Source organism: Aeromonas sp. s7(2024) (assembly GCF_040907825.1).
Lineage (GTDB): Bacteria > Pseudomonadota > Gammaproteobacteria > Enterobacterales > Aeromonadaceae > Aeromonas > Aeromonas veronii.
The window spans coordinates 36,818-54,647 of sequence record NZ_JBFOCM010000010.1 but is presented as its reverse complement, the minus strand read 5'-3'; the positions used below and the strand labels follow the sequence as shown (position 1 = coordinate 54,647).

The following is a 17,830-nucleotide window of genomic DNA, read 5'->3' as shown; positions in this document are numbered from 1 at the left end:
TCATCTTGATCGTAGACGAAGAAACGGCGGGAGATGGTTCTCTATCGGCACACGATAACCACTCTTGAGTAAATAATCTGTTAAGCAGATCGGTAATGCAGGTTGCCAAAATGTCTTTCGGGAGGGGCGCTGCTCCTCAGGTTGATCCAGAACAAATTGCCAGTAACGATAATCGTTATCATTGTCATTATTTGCTGATAATAGTGACCATCATGAATCTGACCCCTTCCATGACCGGCATTGCCACGCCGGATCCCCTCAAGTTTGCTTTTAGCGCCAAGACCTCGGCTCACGCCAGTCGGGGAGGGATGCACCCCTTCCTGCTGGATGAGGCTGGCTGGCAGAGCTGGTGGCAGCGAGAGAGTGAAGCTGAGGAGCGCGCCCTCTACATCCATATTCCGTTTTGCCGAAAGCGCTGCAGTTTCTGCAATTTTTTCGAAAATGGCGCCAATCCGGCGCGGATAAACCGCTATGTCAACGCCCTCTGCGCCTCTCTTGCGCAGGCGGCTGACACCCCGCTGGCGCAGAGCATGCCGTTTTCAGCCGTCTATGTAGGGGGCGGTACACCGACCGACATGAGCGCCGACGAGCTGGCCATGCTGGCCGCCGTGATCCGCCGTTTTCCTCTGGCGGCCGATGCCGAGGTGACGCTGGAGGGACGGCTCAACGGCTTTGATGATGAGAAATGGCAGGTGGCGCTGGCGGGGGGCTTCAACCGCTTCTCCTTTGGGGTGCAGAGCTTTGATACCCGGGTGCGTCAGCAGGCGGCCCGTTTCGATGACAGGGAGACGCTGCTGACCCGTCTGGGTGAGCTGACCCGGGATGATGCGGCAGTGATCGTGGCGGATCTCATCTTTGGTCTGCCCGGTCAGGATGATGCCGTGTGGCAGCAGGATATCCGCGATGTGATGGCGAGCGGTGTACACGGGGTCGATCTCTACCAGATCATCGCCATGCAGGGCACCAATCTGGAGCGAGCGCAGGAGAAGGGCACCCTGGATTGGCTCGCCGATGGCCAGCAGCGTGCCGCCATGTATGCCTATGGCGGAGCGCAACTGGAAGCCCACGGCTGGGAGCGCCTCTCTTGCAGTCACTGGCGGCGCAGTCCGGCCGAGCAGAGTCGTTATAACCAGATGGCCAAGCGCGGTGCCGAGATCCTCCCCTTTGGCGCCGGTGCAGGAGGCAACATTCTTGGCCATGGCTTGATGTATGGACGGGATCTGGCCCCCTGGCACGACGCGCTGGCCAGTGGCAAGCGGGCGCCCGGGATGGTGATGGGGCGCAATCCCAATGCAAGGATGGACGGTCTGCTGCGTGGCGCCCTCGACAGCGGTGTGCTGGCGCTGGATCGTCTGCCAGCGCCTTTGCTGACCCATCTGATGCCGCTTTTTTCCGCTTGGCAGCAGCACGGGCTGGCCGAGATCGAGAATGCACGGTTGCAACTCACCCTCGCCGGACGCTTCTGGAACGTCAATATGCAGGCTGGCTTGTTCGAGTTCTTGCAGCTCAATCCGCTCGATGGTTCTGCGCCGCCCAGCCATGGTACGGCCGCAGTGCGCCATTCGCTGGTTTGAGCCCGAGTGGAGCATTTGCACGACTCCGTGTGATCCATAACGAAAGAGGGAGCCTTAGTGGCTCCCTCTTTGGGTTTGACAGCAAGAGCTGAGAGCGAGCTTACTCGTCGCTGCTCTCCTGATAGCTGTCGCGCATTGCTTTGGGCAGACGGCGCATCGGCGCAAAGCCGATATCCTCGCCCACTACTTCCCGCTTGCGGGACTTGTTTTGAGGAGACTGGGCCGGTTTTTTGCTTGCCTCTCCCTTGGTTTTGCCCTTGCCCGCGGCTGGTTTGCCCTTGGCATTGCTGCTCTTGGCGTTGGCATGACCGCGAGCTCGGGGCGGGTTCTGCACCGGCTTGCTGCCCGGCAGAGTCTGGCGACTCGGCTTGCCGCTTGGCTCATACCCTTCCAGGATCTCCACGGTCAGGGATTGGCCGATCAGGGCTTCGATCGCCTTGAGCTGACCCAGCTCGTCCTGGCTGACCAGCGAGATGGCCTCGCCGCCACGACCGGCGCGGCCGGTACGGCCGATACGGTGGATGTAATCCTCCGCCATCTGGGGCAGTTCAAAGTTGATCACGTAGGGCAGTTGATCGATGTCCAGACCGCGGGCGGCGATATCGGTCGCTACCAGCACCCGCACCTCGCCACTGCGAAAATCGGCCAGCGCCCGGTTGCGGGCACCCTGGCTCTTGTCACCATGGATCGCCACGGTATTGAGACCATCTTTTTGCATCTGCTGGGCGAGGCGGTCGGCGATCTGCTTGGTGCGAACAAACACCAGTACCCGCTGCCAGTTGCCACGGCCAATCATGTGGGAGAGCAGCTCGCGGCGGCGTTCCCGATCCACCTGAATGATGCGCTGGGTCACCTGCTCGGCGGCAGTATTGCTGGGGTCCACCTCGATGAGTGTAGGGTCGTTCAGCAGATCGTCCGCCAGCGCCTTGATGTCGTTTGAGAAGGTGGCAGAGAAGAGCAGGGTTTGCCGCTCTGCAGGCAGCGCCTTCATGATGCGGCGGATGTCGACGATAAAGCCCATGTCGAGCATGCGATCCGCTTCATCCAGCACCAGCACTTCCAGCTGGCTCAGGGTCAGGGCGCCCTGGGTCAGCAGATCCAGCAGACGGCCCGGGGTGGCGACCAGAATGTCCACACCCAGCTTGATGGCGTCCAGATTGGGCTTGATGCTGACACCGCCATAGGCGATCAGAGTCTTGAATGGCAGGTGGTGGGCATACTTGATAATGCTCTCGCCCACCTGTGCAGCCAGTTCGCGGGTCGGGGTCAGTACCAGTGCGCGCACCTGACGACGGCCACGGCCGTGGTTGGCCAGCAGACGCTGCAACATCGGCAGGGTGAAACCGGCCGTTTTGCCTGTGCCTGTCTGAGCGCCGCCGAGCACATCCTGACCGGCCAGAATGGCCGGAATCGCTTGCTGCTGGATGGGGGTTGGCTGTTCGTAACCCAGCTCCTTGACGGCCCGCAGAATATGCGGAGACAGACCCAGTTCGTTGAATGACATGTTCGAGAGAAACTCCTGAGATGAGCCTTTGGCTCAACGGGCAGCCAGCGTATTGGGGCCAGCCACAATATGGAAAAGATAGTGGGGCCGTAATATAGCAAAAGAGCGGCCGCTGCGCAGTAGCTGTCGCACCGGCCGCCATACAATCGCTCAATGCAGTGGCACAAAACGGCTCGGGAGGGTCAGAGCATCTCGCGGATCTGCTCGGCCAGACTCTCCGGTTTGGCCTGGGGGGCGAAACGCTCTACCACATTGCCATCACGGTCGATCAGGAACTTGGTGAAGTTCCATTTGACGTTTTCCAGCCCAAGAAAGCCCGGTTTCTGTTGCTTGAGCCACTGGTAGAAGGGGTGGGCATGCTCACCGTTGACATCGCACTTGGCCATGATGGGGAAGGTGACCGGATAGTCGAGGGAGCAGAAGCGAGCGATCTCGTCCGCATCCCCCGGCTCCTGATTGCCAAACTGGTTGCAGGGGAAGCCCAAAATCACCAGCCCCTTGGGGCCGAGCTCCCGATAGAGCATTTCCAGCCCTTCATATTGGGGAGTAAAGCCGCAGCGACTGGCCACATTGACCACCAGCACCACCTTGCCCGCCAGTTGAGTCAGCGGGTAGGGGGTACCATCCAGTCGTTGCAAAGTGAGATCGGGCAGAGGCATAAGCAGATCCTTTCGTGGTTATCCGTGGGGTGTCAGGTCGGTTGTGGCGATGAGCGCCGGCCTGACGACATGATGGTGATGTGGCTACGGTATCGGTTGGCTCTTTTAACGGCAAGGTGAGAGCAAGGATCCGTCCCCTTGATTGCAAGGGCCATCACAGTTTCGACAGCCAATACGCTCCTTGGCAGCGCGGGATCACAACTGTCGACAAAAATGCGGGGAGGCGGGCAGCAACTCGCGTATTGATGGTGGGACTTCTCAAGAGAAGCAAACCGGTTTGTGACTTTGCCGGTAAGTCGCTACAAAGCGCCCTCTTTCCACTCATTGTGAGCCAATCTTGGACTATCAAGCTGCCATGGATGCCATTTACACCCGGGGATGGGTGATAGTGGATGATTTTTTGACCGCCGCCGAGGTGGATGCCCTCAAAGCCTGTTTGCCAAGCGAATGGCAACCGGCCGGGATCGGCCGTGACGCCCTGCACCAGGGCAATCCTGATATTCGCCGTGACCAGATCCACTGGCTGGAGCCCTCCCTCGGTGCGCCGGTGGCTGACTACCTCGCCCGGATGGAGTCTCTGCGTCTTGCCGCCAACCGGATGTTGATGTTGGGGCTGTTCGACTACGAGGCTCACTTCGCCCGCTATCGCAGCGGAGATTTTTACGCCACCCATAGGGATGCCTTTGCCGGTCGCTCCAACCGCCGTCTTACCACCGTGTTTTACCTCAACAACGACTGGTTGCCCGAAGCGGGTGGAGTGCTGCGCATGTATGACGACAAGGAGCAGTTTCTGATGGATGTCAGCCCCAAGGGGGGGCGGCTGGTCATGTTTCTCTCCGAGGAGTTTCCCCACGAGGTACTGCCTGCCAATCAGGAGCGCTACAGTATTGCCGGCTGGTTTCGGGTCAATGGCAACGGCATGGGAAGGGTCGATCCCCCGCGCTGAGGGGCAATGTGTCCCGATTTTGACACAGGGGAGACTTTTCACTGCAAGAAGTGGGGTCATGGGTCTCCCATCAGCTGACAAGGGTTGATCTCCCTTGCTACACTGGCGCGCACTTATGTTCGTATCTGGCTTCGTCCGGTTTTTATGGTGGTTGGCTTATCAAATGGTCATGACGAGGCCGCTTTTCCCAAGGGATCACATCTAATGAAGAACATGCATGTCTTGCTGCTGTGCGGCGGCGGTGGCTCAGAGCACGAGGTTTCTCTGCGCAGCGCCAATTTCCTCGAGCAACAACTGGGCCTTCTGCCCGGTGTCGAAGTGACCCGCGTCGAGATGTTCGCCGATCGCTGGCTCAGTGCCGATGGCCGCGAGTGCAAGCTGGGGCTCGACAAGCTGCTTTCGTTTGACAGCGTGGCCCGTCCGGTGGATTACGTGGTGCCCTGCATCCACGGCTACCCGGGTGAGACCGGCGATCTGCAATCTTTCCTCGAACTGGCCGGATTGCCTTATCTTGGTTGCGATGCCGAGGCGAGCAAGATCTGCTTCAACAAGATCAGCACCAAGCTGTGGCTCTCCGCCATCGGCATTCCTAACACCCCGTACCTGTTCCTGACCGAGCAAAATGAGACGGCGCTGGACGAAGCGAAGGCCGCGCTGGCCAAGTGGGGCAAGGTCTTTATCAAGGCCGCTTCCCAGGGCTCTTCCGTTGGCTGCTACTCCGCCAGCAACGAAGCGGATCTGGTGAAGGGCATTGCCGATGCTTTCGGTTACTCCGAGCAGGTACTGATTGAGAAAGCGGTCAAGCCGCGCGAGCTGGAAGTGGCGGTTTACCAGTATGGTGACGAGCTGGTGGCGACGTATCCGGGCGAGATCTGCGTGCCGCAGGACAAGTTCTACACCTATGAAGAGAAGTACAGCAGCGCCAGCCATACCGAGACTGCACTGCGTGCCGAGGGGTTGACCCAGGCGCAGGCCGATGCGATCCACGAGTATGCCCTCAAGGCGTTCCGTCAGCTGAAACTGACTCACCTCTCCCGCATCGACTTCTTCCTGACCGAGGAGGGGGAGATCCTGCTGAATGAAATCAACACCTTCCCGGGCATGACCTCCATCTCCATGTTCCCGAAACTGCTGGAGCATCACGGCCACCGCTTCTCTGACTACCTTGAGCAGATCCTGCGCAAGCCCAGCTAAGTGTGCTCTCCCGTTTACGGGAGTGAAGGATGACCCAATAAACATCCCCGCCAACCGGTGGGGATTTTTTTATACAGGTATGACAGGGGCACAAGCTGCCAGTGAGGCGCAGCTCAAGAGCGCGGGTTACGGCTTAACTCCCTCGACCCGCACCTGCAGGCTCCCTTGCGCCAGGGTGGTGATGAGCTGGTCGCCACTGTTGACCTGATCGGCGCGGCTAATGACTTCGCCACGCGCAGTGCGGGTGATGGAGTAGCCGCGCCCCAGAGTAGCGAGCGGGCTCACCCCGTCGAGACGGGCGGTGAGCATGGCGAGGCGGTGACTAGCAAGGTCTTGCCGCTTGGCAATCAGGGCATAGAGCCGCTCCTCGGCCAGCTGGTGGCGGCGCTTGCCAGCTGCCAAGAGGCGCTCCGGACTCTTGCCCTGCAGGCGCAGCTCAAGGTTGGTGAGGCGCCGCTCACCCTGATGCAGCCGCTGGCGTAATAGCTGTTGCAAACGGGTGGAGAGTTCGTCGAGGCGCTGGGACTGTTGCTCCAGCCGCCGTTTCGGATCCTGATGGTCGAGCCGCTTTTGCAGCAGGATGAAATCGTGGCGGGCGGTGGTCTGCTGGCGGCTCATCGCCTGCAGAAGTCGCTGCTTGAGATGAACCAGACGCTGGGCACGGGCGCTCTGATCCGGCGCCACCAGCTCGGCGGCGGCCGACGGGGTAGGAGCGCGCAAGTCGGCGGCAAAGTCGCTGATGGTGACATCCACCTCGTGACCCACTGCGCTCACCACAGGTATGGCGGAGTGGGCAATGGCGCGCGCCACCGCCTCTTCGTTGAAGCACCAGAGATCTTCGAGGGAGCCGCCGCCACGGCCGACGATCAGCACATCCACCTCGGCGCGCTGGTTCGCTTTGGCGATCGCCGCGACGATCTGGCTGATGGCGGCGCTCCCCTGTACCTGAGTCGGGTAGATAAAGACCGGCAGATCCGGCGCACGCCGTTTAAGCACCGTCAGCATATCGTGCAAAGCCGCGCCAGTGGCGGAGGTGATAAGGCCCACCGCCCGCGGTTCGCGCGGTAGCGGCCGCTTGCGGCTTTCGTCAAACAGCCCCTCGGCGCCGAGCCGGCGCTTGAGCTCTTCAAAACGCAGCGCCAGCACGCCATCGCCCGCCGGCTGCATCGACTCGATGATCAGCTGGTAGTCGCCGCGCGGCTCATAGAGGGAAACTCGCGCCTGCACCAGTACCTGCATGCCATCCTGCGGGCGGAAGGCCACCCGCCGGTTGTTGCCCTTGAACATGGCGCAGCGCACCTGCGCCGACATGTCCTTGAGGGAGAAGTACCAGTGGCCGGAGCTTGGCATCGCCAGATTGGAGAGCTCGCCGGTCAGCCACACCAGCCCCAGATCCTGCTCCAGGATCATGCGCACGGCGCTGTTGAGGCGGGTGACGGTAAAGACCTGCTGCTCGCGGCCGCTCGCCGCACTGGATGGGGTAAATCGGTTCAAAGGCGTACCTGTGGTCTGCTCCGGCGGGGCCGGGATAAAACGGTGGCCGCTATCTTAACCCGAAACAGGGGGAGGGCGTTAAGCAGGAGGCGCCAGCAGCAGAAAAGCAAGATTGGAAACGCTGCCGTTTATCCGGGCAGGCAGTATGGCTCCCGATAAAAGCCTTCGCGCTTGCCCGCATCTGGCCAAGTTGCGGCTTGCCTAGATGCCGTTGATATCTCAGGTGCTGCTGATATTCACGGCACCACCATCTTGACCAGCGTTCACTCGCCCCCTGTTTGGAGTAGCTTATGAATCCCTCAGCCCACTTAAGTTTGATGACCCGTTTGCTGCACTGGTCGGTTGCCTTGCTGATGATTGGCCTGACCCTTGTGGGCTATCTGATGGTTAAATTTGAAATATGGGATCTCTATGCGCTGCATAAATCTCTGGGGGGGATTGCACTGATCTTGATCCTGCCCCGCGCCATTCTCCGCCTTGTTAAAGGGTGGCCTGAGCCTGTGCGTCAATATCCTGTTTACGAGGCATTGGCAGCCAGGGCGATCCACTGGGGGTTGCTGATTTCAACGCTGCTTATTCCGGTGTCCGGTCTCTGTTATTCCGCAGCGGCTGGCCGAGGTGTCGCGATATTTGGCTGGTCTATTATCCCGATGAATCCAGATATTCATGATCCTGCCAACGTGATTCCATTCAGTGAATCCGTTCGGGATATTGCCCACACAATCCATATTTATTTGCCATATGTCATGCTGGCATTTTTGTTGGTGCACATTGTCGGGGCGTTGAAACATCATCTGCTGGATAAAGATAATACCTTGCTGCGGATGGTGGGGCGAAAATAATAAAGAGAGGCAACCTTTTTTGTGCCGGGAAATATATATTGGCAGCGGGCGGAATTTATTATTCAGACCGAGCAAAGGACATTGAGAAGAGAATGATACCGGTGCGAGTGGTCGCCGCGAGGGCAAGAGACAATACAAGGACACAAAACAAGGGGAGGGTGGTCAGAGGCCGCTTGCCCCCTGAGCCCCTGTCGATCATCCCGTTGCATGGGGGTTGCGCTGCGTCGGCACCTACCGGTTTTGCATAAATCACCGGTTAGCCAACTCTTTTGCCCCGAAATGGCGCTTTTCGTACTGATAATCTTGGTTTTTTGGCGTTTTGGCCGCCTAAAAGAGGGCTATGCCATAAAAAATTCAAAAAACTTCTTTACCAGTGACCAATGGGTGAGTAAACTTCGTCGGCAATATTTTACACCCCCACTTCCTCAACGGTGAGATATTGCCATGCTCAGGATTGCCAAAGAAGCGTTAACCTTCGACGATGTACTGTTGGTTCCCGCCCACTCCGAAGTTCTTCCCAATACTGCCGATCTGCGTACCAAGCTGACCTCCGCCATCAGCTTGAACATCCCGATGATCTCCGCTGCCATGGACACAGTGACCGAAGCCCGTCTGGCTATCGCACTGGCCCAGGAAGGCGGTATCGGCTTTATCCACAAGAACATGTCCATCGAGCAGCAGGCTGCCGAAGTGCGCAAGGTCAAGAAGTACGAGAGCGGCGTGGTCACCGACCCCGTTACCGTGCGCCCTGACATGACCATCGCCCAAATCAAGGAGCTGAGCCACAAGAACGGCTTCGCCGGTTACCCCGTGGTGACTGACGGCAATCAGCTGGTCGGTATCATCACCGGCCGTGACGTGCGCTTCGTGATTGACCTCTCCCAGACCGTTGAACAGGTCATGACCCAGAAAGATCGTCTGGTCACCGTGCGTGAAGGGGCCCCTCGCGAAGAGGTGGTTGCCCTTATGCAAAAGCACCGTATCGAAAAAGTGCTGGTGGTGAACGGCGACTTCAAACTCAAGGGCATGATCACCGTTAAAGATTTCCAGAAAGCCGAGCGCAAGCCCCACGCCTGTAAAGATGACAAAGGTCGTCTGCGGGTCGGTGCTGCGGTTGGTGCCGGTGCCGGCAACGAAGAGCGCGTCGCCGCGTTGGTGGAAGCCGGTGTTGACGTGCTGCTGATCGACTCCTCCCACGGCCACTCCCAGGGCGTGCTGGATCGCATCAAGGCTACTCGCGATGCCTATCCGGATCTGCAGATTATCGGTGGCAACGTGGCGACCGCCGCGGGCGCCAAGGCGCTGGCTGCTGCCGGTGTCAACGCCGTCAAGGTCGGTATCGGCCCGGGCTCCATCTGTACTACCCGTATCGTGACCGGCGTGGGCGTGCCCCAGATCACCGCCATCTCCGACGCCGTTGACGCGCTGGAAGGCACCGGTATTCCGGTGATTGCCGATGGCGGCATCCGCTTCTCCGGCGACATCGCCAAGGCCATTGCCGCGGGCGCCAGCTGCGTCATGGTCGGCTCCATGTTCGCCGGTACTGAAGAAGCGCCGGGCGAGATCGAGCTCTATCAGGGTCGCTCCTTCAAATCCTACCGTGGTATGGGTTCTCTGGGCGCTATGTCCAAAGGCTCCAGCGATCGCTACTTCCAGACCGACAATGCCGCCGACAAGCTGGTACCGGAAGGTATCGAAGGTCGCGTGCCGTACAAGGGTCGCCTCAAAGAGATCATCCACCAGCAGATGGGCGGCCTGCGCTCCTCCATGGGCCTGACCGGCAGCGCCACCATCGACGACATGCGCACCAAAGCTGAATTTGTGCGCATCTCCGGCGCCGGGATGAAAGAGTCCCACGTCCACGATGTGACCATTACCAAAGAAGCCCCCAACTATCGGATGGGCTGATAAAACGGGGCCCTGCGCCCCGTTTTTCCACCCTTTTTATCCCGTGCCCTTTGTGACAACATCAGCCTGATGCAGGAATAAAATGACTAAAGACATTCACCAGCACCGTATCCTTATCCTCGACTTCGGTTCCCAGTACACCCAGCTGATCGCCCGCCGCGTGCGCGAAATCGGCGTTTACTGCGAACTGTGGGCCTGGGATGTAACCGAAGAGCAGATCCGCGAATTCAATCCGAGCGGCATCATCCTCTCCGGCGGCCCCGAGTCCGTCACCGAAGCGGGCAGCCCCCGTGCCCCCGAGTATGTGTTCAACGCCGGTGTCCCTGTGTTCGGCATCTGCTATGGCATGCAGACCATGGCCGAGCAGCTGGGTGGCAAGGTGCAATCCTCTACCGAGCGTGAATTCGGTTACGCCAAGGTGGAAGTGCTGGGCGAAGCTGGCAAGAGCAGCGCCCTCTTGCGCAACATCGAAGATGCCATCGCCGACAACGGCAATGCCCTGCTGGATGTCTGGATGAGCCACGGTGACAAGGTCACCACCATTCCGGCCGACTTCACCACCATCGCCCAGACCCCGACCTGCCCCCACGCGGCCATGGCGTGTGAGGCCAAGCGCTTCTACGGCGTGCAGTTCCACCCGGAAGTAACCCACACCCGTCAGGGTGCCCGCATGCTGGAGCACTTCGTCAAAGATATCTGCGGCTGCGAATGCCTCTGGACCCCGGCCACCATCATCGACGACGCCGTCGCCCGCATCCGCGAGCAGGTGGGTGACGATGAAGTGATCCTTGGCCTCTCCGGCGGTGTCGACTCCTCCGTGGTTGCCATGCTGGTGCACCGCGCCATCGGCGATCGCCTGACCTGCGTCTTCGTCGACAACGGTCTGCTGCGTCTGAACGAAGGCGAGCAGGTGATGGAGATGTTTGGTGATCACTTTGGTCTGAACATCATCAAGGTTGAAGCCGAAGAGCGCTTCCTCTCTGCCCTGGCCGGTGTTGACGAGCCGGAAGCCAAGCGCAAGATCATCGGCCGCGTCTTCGTCGAAGTGTTTGATGATGAAGCGAAAAAGCTGAAAAACGCCAAGTGGCTGGCGCAAGGCACCATCTATCCGGACGTTATCGAATCCGCTGCCAGCAAGACCGGCAAGGCCCACGTCATCAAGTCTCACCACAACGTCGGCGGCCTGCCGGAAGAGATGAAGATGGGTCTGGTCGAGCCGCTGCGCGAACTGTTCAAAGACGAAGTGCGCCGCGTTGGCCTCGAGCTGGGTCTGCCCTACGACATGCTCTACCGTCACCCGTTCCCGGGCCCGGGTCTGGGCGTGCGCGTCCTTGGCGAAGTGAAGAAAGAGTACTGCGATATCTTGCGCCGCGCCGATGCGGTCTTTATCGAAGAGCTGCGCAAAGCCGACCTCTACAACCAGGTCAGCCAGGCGTTCGCCGTCTTCCTGCCGGTGCGCTCCGTTGGCGTGATGGGCGATGGTCGCAAATATGACTGGGTCATTGCGCTTCGCGCCGTCGAGACCATCGACTTTATGACTGCCCACTGGGCTCACCTGCCGTACGACTTCCTCGGTCACGTATCGAACCGCATCATCAATGAGATCAACGGTATCTCCCGCGTGGTGTACGACGTCTCCGGCAAGCCGCCCGCAACCATCGAATGGGAATAAGCGGCTCGCGCCGTTCTGCCCTTCGAGCATAAAAATGCAAAAAGACGCCCTTGAGGCGTCTTTTCTTTTCTCAATCGTTTGCGCCACACATCTTCTTTTTCGAGCAGCTTTTTTGCCACCTTGCCCCTGTCATATGTGACAGGGGCATTTTTGCCATCCCGCACTAGGCTCTCTCATGCCAATTGAGCCCGCTGTCAACAGCGGCTCGTGGCTGGGGGGAGGGCTGATCCAGTTGCAGATAGCTGCGTAAATTTGCCCATCGTCATCGCGCCAACCGGCAGTGATGACACCCCGGTGGAGACCGGAAACCACTTGAATCAACGGGGCGCAGCCCGAACGGCCAAACGAGTCGGGATCATAGAGCACGGAGAGTTTGATATGTCAGAACAAGCAGTGTTGGTGGGTGGATGGACCGCATATCACAAGCTGACCGCCGAGGATCAGGCGGTATTTGATCAGGCGCTGAAAGGATTTGTCGGGGTGCAGTACGTACCCTTTGAAGTCTCCACTCAAGTGGTGGCTGGCACCAACTACCGCTTCAAGTGCAAGAGCACTGTGCCGCTTGCCAAACCGATCCATGGCGAAGCCGTGGTGCAGATCTTCAAATCACTGGACGGGGATGCCCATATCACCTCCATTACCCCAATCTGATTGGGTGGTAGGGCAAGGTGGGGAGGGGGAAATCCCCTAACCGGTTTGCTCCAAATCCTGAAAATATGAAAGACGCCTTGGGGCGTCTTTTCTTTTTCCAATTGTTCGTGTGTTAAAGTGTCTTTCCTAAAACTGCAAGTCACATAGAAAGGAGAAGTCGATGGCGAGTAAACCTTCAGCGATGAAGATGCCCGAGTTATTGGTTTTCGCGAGGATGCTCTTTATTGGCTTTGTTGGAGCTGAAGTTGCACGTCTCTTTTTCCTCTTGGGAACTAGCTTCGCACTGCACATTGTTGACGTTTCTCTATACCTAAAGGCAATTGGTATAATAACTAGCTTATGTATTTGCCTGCTTTATGCAGTCAAGCGAAATGCTCACTTGGCAGTTATGCGTATAGTTCGTAGTTATCGTATTGATTTACTTGCAGGTGTAGTTATTGGCGCTTGGTTAAGCAAATTAGCCTCACCTTGGCTTGCAAAGCTACATGCAGCGTTTAAATCCGCTGATCCACAATGGGCTCCTGCTATTCTCATTTTTTTCTGTGTCATGTTTCTATCACCAATTTTGCAAAGTAGAACACGCTCTAAAAAACAGACTTCACAGCTCTATTTCATAGCAGATGAAGAAATTGATGATAAAAGGGACGATCTTCTGACAAACGAACTTCAGGCTAAGTCGTTTGCTGAGACTGTGCTTGCATCTGACTCTCATCCAGGGTTGATCTTTGGGGTTGATGGTCCATGGGGGGTAGGTAAAACAAGTTTTATTAATCTGGTTGAGCGTTATTGGGAAGATGCTGCTGACAAAGTTCTTGTTTGTCGGTTCGAACCGATACGTTATGCATCCGAACCTGATCTTGCTGACCGCCTAATTCGTGATTTATCTGCGGTGATTCAAGAAAAGGTATTTGCGCCAGAATTTAGGCCCGCAGCTTCGAGATATTCCCGCCTCATCAAAGGAAAAGCAGACGTTTCATTCTTGGGGTTCAAGCTTTCGCTAGAGCCTTCTCAGGAAACGATCGATGAACTTCTCGATGGTATTGATGAGGTTTTGCGCCGCATCCATCGGCGTGTAATTATCGTAATTGATGATCTAGACCGTCTGGACGCGAAAACAATAAACAGTGTTTTATTTGCAACTAGGAAGACTTTCAAGCTGTCTCAGGCAACATATGTTCTTTGCTATGACACCGAAGTGCTTACTGGGAATAATGAAGAAGGTGAAAGAGCTCGCGAGTTTTTAGAAAAATTTGTAACAGTAAAGTTAAGCCTATTCGTAGATAGCTCTAGTCTCAGTAATTTTTTGCGGCGAAATTGGCAAGATAGTAATGAACAGCTTAGCCTCGTTCCTTCTGATACCATGTTCAAGCTCGGTACCATTCTTAATGAGCTTGCAGATATTTTTGATGGTGTTCTCGCTTCTGACTATATGCCTTTGATTGGCAATTTACGAAAGTTAAAACGATTCGTCAATGCAATGATCTTAATGCAAATTGAGAAAACAGACTTGGGGAGAACAGATTTTAATAACAAAGATCTTATCAATCTTATATTGTTACACCTTAATTACCCTGGTTTATTTAGACGTATTTATGTAGAAGAGACTGAAGGTAGAAGTGGCTCATTTTCAGTTCAAAAAGATCCCAAAAATAAAGGCTTTATAAATTCAAGTGCTTTTTCAGAATTGAAAGCGAACTTGCCAAAGCCTGCTCGATTTTTATTATCGCAGTTATTTGATGTGAGTAATGTTGACATTGGATTTAGCAGTGATATTGATGAAGCTGAACGCCGAACCAGAGCATGCTTTAATAGTAGTGGCTTTAGAAATTTAGAGGCATATCTAAAGCTCATTGTTCGGTTTGCAACACCTGAACCACAACAGACATTTATTCTTTACCAAAAAGCAGTTGCACGGATTAAAAATGGTTCGTTGATTACGTCAATACTAACACTGCCGGATTTTGAGTTGACCAATGGAGAATATTCTCATGATCAATTTTGGCGTGTTTTAGTCAACCAGTCTCATGAACTCACAAATACGCAGGCAGCAGATGCGATAAATACGCTTATTGCGTACATACCACGTTACTCAATGTTCAATAATAATGATCAGGGGTTACGTCAGCGTTCAATTTACTCTTTATTACGATTGCTGGATGTTGTCGGTTGGGGCAGTGGGTCTGGACGGCGGCTATCAAATAGTTCTGAAAATGTCATAGAGATTGCGTGGCGATTATTTGGAGAAAATAGCTATCAAGGTAATGGCATACTGCGGAAGCTTGTAAGTTCTGAACGTGGTGCTCTTGGTTGGTATGACCTTATGATATTTAGGCTAGAGTGCTCATCTGATCGTGGTGGCCAATTATATAATTTGCAAAAAGCACTTATTGTTCATCAAGATAATAATGCACCTACATCAGGGCTTGTAAGAGATCTTGCTTTGATGGAAATGAGAAAATTATCACAGGAGGTCTTCTTTCTCTTCAAGCAGACTTATATCGATCAACAGAAAAACTTCTTTTCAGAAGTCAATGATGTGCCAGTGGATGTTTATCTTGGTTCGGCTTACTATAAATTTATAGAAGAGGCATTACAAGACCCGACATTAGCAGAAGAGAACTCAATCGCTCGAAGAGTTGCTGTCACACGTAATATAGTAAAAATATTCGTTATATATCAACTTAGTAACAAAAATACTCCTGATGGTTCAGGCGTAGGTTGTGGTTATTATGATGAGAGCGGGAGTGGAGATAATGGTGGAATCGCTCGGTTAGTGAACAATTACGTATTTGATATATGTTTCAACCCTGATAACGATGAAAGAAATATATTTTTATTCCTTGATCACTGTTTGTCACACCTAAGCAGTACATTTTTCTTGGGTAGGGGTGACGATGGATATATTGCAACCAGAGAAACAATTCCAGGGGGGTTGGATCCAATAGCGATGGGAAATTATTGGATTAAAAATCGCGAACTTATCCGAGGACTTAAGCTAAATACTAGCGATAGATGTGTTTTTACATCAAATTATACAGCCTTCTATCGTGATGATCTTGATGGAGTATTCGCTGTGCTTGATGAACTGGCGGCTGAATGTTCTATGTCATGATTGATTACTCGTTACAGTACCGTAGGGTGCAATGAAATTGCACCTCTACTTTTTTTCCTCATTCCTTGCACAAAAGCCGCTCTGCAAATGGTGCAATGCGCTGCGCTTATTGCACCCTACTTATTTCGTTCATCCGCTGGGGTGTCGCTGAGCACCATACCTCGCCAAAGCGGCAAAAGGGGCGATTTGCGCCCCGATTCTTCTGATCTCCCTGCTTTATATCGCCGCACGTTTGTCCGGCACAGCCTTATTGTCTGCTGACTCACTACCAACACGGCTGTTTCGTCCCCCCCCCATCAGGCCGAGCAGAAAAAGGCCACCTTCACTCATACCTCGCCGCTTCCCAGGCGTGGATCGCCTGTTTGCGGGTCTCGCCCCAGTGATAGCCGCCGAGTTTGCCGTTTTGCTGGATGACCCGGTGGCAGGGGATCATCAAGGCGACGGGGTTGGCGCCCACCGCCAGCCCCACGGCGCGGGCGGCTTTGGGGTTGCCGACGGCGCTCGCCACCTGGGCGTAGCTCACCACCTTGGCGGGCAGGATCTGCAGCAGCGCCCGCCAGACGCAGATCTGAAAGTTGGTGCCGCTCACGTGCAAGGAGATGGGGCGATCAGGCGCCTTGCTGCCATCGAACATGGTGTTGATGACCCCTTGGGTGCGTGATGGCGCTTCTTGCAGCGTTGCCGCAGGCCAGTGCTGGGCGAGGGCGGCCAGCGGCGCCTCTGGGGCCTTTTCATCGAGAAACGAGAAGTTGCACACCCCCCGCGGGGTCAGGGCGACGAATGCCTGACCAAAGGGGGTGTCGTGCACCCCGTGATCGATAACCAGCCCGGCCCCGCGCTGCTTGTATTCGCCCGGCGTCACCGCTTCGAGCTGCACGAAGTGATCGTAGAGCCGCGAGCCGCTGCTAAGGCCCAGGGTATCGGCCACCTCGAGCAGCGGGCGTGACTCCTGCAGCAGTGCCTTGGCCCGCTCCAGGGTCAGCACCTGCAGATAGCGTTTGGGCGTCACTCCGGCCCAGCGGCTGAACAGCCGCTGGAAGTGAAAGGGGCTTAAGTGAACATGCGCCGCTATCTCGTCCAGGGTGGGCTGGCGCTCCACCTGACTTGCGATAAAACGGATGGCATCGGCGATGCGGGCGTAATCAGACATAAGGCGCTCTCACGATAAGGTTTCGGTCGCAGGATCTTGGGGGCGACAAGGTCATGTGCGACAAATTGATACCCCACCATCGGCCAGCAGTGCAATGCCGGTGGTAAAGCTGGATGCATCGGACGCGAGATAGAGGGCCGAGCGGGCGATCTCCTCCGGTTGGGCCAGTCGTTTAAGGGCATGCATATTCTGCACAAAGGCGAGGCTCTCTGGCGTATTGGCAAAAGCCCGCCCCATGGGAGTGTCGGTGCCCCCCGGCAGCAGGGCGTTTACCCGAATCCCTTGTGCCCCATATTCGGCAGCCAGCACCCGGGTCAGGCCAATGAGGCCTGCCTTGCTCGCCGCATAGGCCGCCATACCGGGCAGCCCCAGGATATGGCCGACGAAGGTAGAGGTAAAAATAAGCGAGCCGCCGCCACGCGCCAGCATGGCGGGGATCTGGTACTTGGCCCCCACAAAGGCGCTGGTGAGGTTGGTATCCAGCGTTTCCTGCCACTGCGCCAGTTCAAGCTCCTCTACGCTGCCCGGCGTGCCTGTGGTACCTGCGTTGTTGAAGGCGATATCGAGCCCGCCGAAACGTGTTAACGCGAGCTCCACCAGATCGCGGGCGTAACTCTCGCTTTTCACATCTCCCGCCAGACTTGCCGCCTGGCCCCCCTCATGGCGGATCTCCTCCACCAGCAGATCCAGCTCGGGCTTGCGGCGGGCGCCGACGACGACACTTGCTCCCTCCCGGGCAAACAGGATGGCGCTGGCGCGACCGATGCCGGAGCTGGCGCCGGTGATGATGGCGACCTTGTTGGACAGTAATGACATGGCTGTTCCCTCGCAGGTGTGTTGTGCGCCAAATCAGTGGGGCACAGGGTTGGCTGTGGGTTGGAACTCCAATAGGTTCCAACCGACTTGGGTTTGGCCCCCACTATGGCAACCACTCCTCGCTGGAACGACCCGAATCTTGCTCTCTTTGTTCCCGAGTCGTTTTGCTAAACATCGATACAGGCCTTTGCGGCAACAAAAGGGGAGAACTGCGCCCCGAATTCTTTATAATGCCCCCCTTTAAAATCGCCGGACCCAAGTTCGGCGCGCGCTGATGGCTGGCTACGTCATCAGGCAGATCATCAGGA

At 56.2% G+C, this 17,830-nt stretch carries 13 protein-coding genes; 8 read left to right on the top strand and 5 right to left on the bottom strand.

Going from position 1 to position 17,830, the window contains the following annotated elements:
* Positions 1-212: 212 nt before the first annotated feature.
* Positions 213-1,574: a heme anaerobic degradation radical SAM methyltransferase ChuW/HutW gene (gene hutW / locus AB5Y73_RS02745; RefSeq protein ID WP_181497366.1), complete on the top strand. Its 1,362-nt coding sequence runs from the start codon at positions 213-215 to the stop codon at positions 1,572-1,574.
* Between the two features lie 100 nt (positions 1,575-1,674).
* On the opposite strand, the gene AB5Y73_RS02740 is transcribed toward hutW, so the two are convergent.
* Positions 1,675-3,078 (bottom strand): DEAD/DEAH box helicase, encoded by a 1,404-nt coding sequence (locus tag AB5Y73_RS02740; protein ID WP_113739378.1) that lies wholly within the window; start codon positions 3,076-3,078, stop codon positions 1,675-1,677.
* Between the two features lie 182 nt (positions 3,079-3,260).
* Positions 3,261-3,737, bottom strand: coding sequence for a glutathione peroxidase (locus tag AB5Y73_RS02735; RefSeq protein WP_107683114.1), 477 nt, complete (start codon positions 3,735-3,737; stop codon positions 3,261-3,263).
* Positions 3,738-4,074: 337 nt separating this feature from the next.
* On the opposite strand from AB5Y73_RS02735, the gene AB5Y73_RS02730 reads away from it, so the two are divergent.
* Both AB5Y73_RS02730 and AB5Y73_RS02725 read left to right on the top strand, forming a co-directional pair.
* Positions 4,075-4,683 carry a 2OG-Fe(II) oxygenase gene (locus AB5Y73_RS02730; RefSeq protein WP_005344994.1) on the top strand — a complete coding sequence of 203 codons (609 nt, stop codon included), beginning with the start codon at positions 4,075-4,077 and terminating at the stop codon, positions 4,681-4,683.
* 204 nt (positions 4,684-4,887) lie between these two features.
* Positions 4,888-5,877, top strand: coding sequence for a D-alanine--D-alanine ligase (locus tag AB5Y73_RS02725; protein WP_107683113.1), 990 nt, complete (start codon positions 4,888-4,890; stop codon positions 5,875-5,877).
* Between the two features lie 126 nt (positions 5,878-6,003).
* On the opposite strand, the gene xseA is transcribed toward AB5Y73_RS02725, so the two are convergent.
* Positions 6,004-7,371, bottom strand: a complete 1,368-nt coding sequence (gene xseA, locus AB5Y73_RS02720) for an exodeoxyribonuclease VII large subunit (RefSeq protein ID WP_118853926.1) — start codon at positions 7,369-7,371, stop codon at positions 6,004-6,006.
* A 290-nt stretch (positions 7,372-7,661) separates the two neighbouring features.
* Between xseA and AB5Y73_RS02715 the strand changes: the two genes are divergently transcribed.
* The 5 genes from AB5Y73_RS02715 (at position 7,662) to AB5Y73_RS02695 (ending at position 15,556) form a co-directional block, all read left to right on the top strand.
* Entirely contained in the window at positions 7,662-8,213 is a 552-nt protein-coding gene (locus AB5Y73_RS02715) for a cytochrome b (protein ID WP_118853925.1), read from the top strand.
* 444 nt (positions 8,214-8,657) lie between these two features.
* Positions 8,658-10,121, top strand: a complete 1,464-nt coding sequence (gene guaB, locus AB5Y73_RS02710; protein WP_181497365.1) for an IMP dehydrogenase — start codon at positions 8,658-8,660, stop codon at positions 10,119-10,121.
* An 82-nt stretch (positions 10,122-10,203) separates the two neighbouring features.
* Positions 10,204-11,793, top strand: a complete 1,590-nt coding sequence (gene guaA, locus AB5Y73_RS02705) for a glutamine-hydrolyzing GMP synthase (RefSeq protein ID WP_019445882.1) — start codon at positions 10,204-10,206, stop codon at positions 11,791-11,793.
* A gap of 378 nt (positions 11,794-12,171) precedes the next feature.
* Complete coding sequence (locus AB5Y73_RS02700; protein ID WP_005337011.1) at positions 12,172-12,444, top strand: hypothetical protein; 273 nt, start codon at positions 12,172-12,174, stop codon at positions 12,442-12,444.
* Positions 12,445-12,604: 160 nt separating this feature from the next.
* Positions 12,605-15,556, top strand: a complete 2,952-nt coding sequence (locus AB5Y73_RS02695) for a KAP family NTPase (RefSeq protein WP_204524134.1) — start codon at positions 12,605-12,607, stop codon at positions 15,554-15,556.
* A 322-nt stretch (positions 15,557-15,878) separates the two neighbouring features.
* On the opposite strand, the gene AB5Y73_RS02690 is transcribed toward AB5Y73_RS02695, so the two are convergent.
* Entirely contained in the window at positions 15,879-16,706 is an 828-nt protein-coding gene (locus AB5Y73_RS02690) for a bifunctional transcriptional activator/DNA repair enzyme AdaA (RefSeq protein WP_181497364.1), read from the bottom strand.
* A 51-nt stretch (positions 16,707-16,757) separates the two neighbouring features.
* Entirely contained in the window at positions 16,758-17,522 is a 765-nt protein-coding gene (locus AB5Y73_RS02685) for an SDR family oxidoreductase (RefSeq protein WP_181497363.1), read from the bottom strand.
* Positions 17,523-17,830 lie beyond the last annotated feature (308 nt).

Bases quoted from the DNA above. Each gene is read 5' to 3' on its own strand.
- hutW (WP_181497366.1), top strand. From the start codon at position 213: ATGAATCTGACCCCTTCCATGACCGGCATTGCCACGCCGGATCCCCTC.
- AB5Y73_RS02740 (WP_113739378.1), bottom strand. From the start codon at position 3,078: ATGTCATTCAACGAACTGGGTCTGTCTCCGCATATTCTGCGGGCCGTC.
- AB5Y73_RS02735 (WP_107683114.1), bottom strand. From the start codon at position 3,737: ATGCCTCTGCCCGATCTCACTTTGCAACGACTGGATGGTACCCCCTAC.
- AB5Y73_RS02725 (WP_107683113.1), top strand. From the start codon at position 4,888: ATGAAGAACATGCATGTCTTGCTGCTGTGCGGCGGCGGTGGCTCAGAG.
- AB5Y73_RS02715 (WP_118853925.1), top strand. From the start codon at position 7,662: ATGAATCCCTCAGCCCACTTAAGTTTGATGACCCGTTTGCTGCACTGG.
- guaB (WP_181497365.1), top strand. From the start codon at position 8,658: ATGCTCAGGATTGCCAAAGAAGCGTTAACCTTCGACGATGTACTGTTG.
- guaA (WP_019445882.1), top strand. From the start codon at position 10,204: ATGACTAAAGACATTCACCAGCACCGTATCCTTATCCTCGACTTCGGT.
- AB5Y73_RS02700 (WP_005337011.1), top strand. From the start codon at position 12,172: ATGTCAGAACAAGCAGTGTTGGTGGGTGGATGGACCGCATATCACAAG.
- AB5Y73_RS02695 (WP_204524134.1), top strand. From the start codon at position 12,605: ATGGCGAGTAAACCTTCAGCGATGAAGATGCCCGAGTTATTGGTTTTC.
- AB5Y73_RS02690 (WP_181497364.1), bottom strand. From the start codon at position 16,706: ATGTCTGATTACGCCCGCATCGCCGATGCCATCCGTTTTATCGCAAGT.
- AB5Y73_RS02685 (WP_181497363.1), bottom strand. From the start codon at position 17,522: ATGTCATTACTGTCCAACAAGGTCGCCATCATCACCGGCGCCAGCTCC.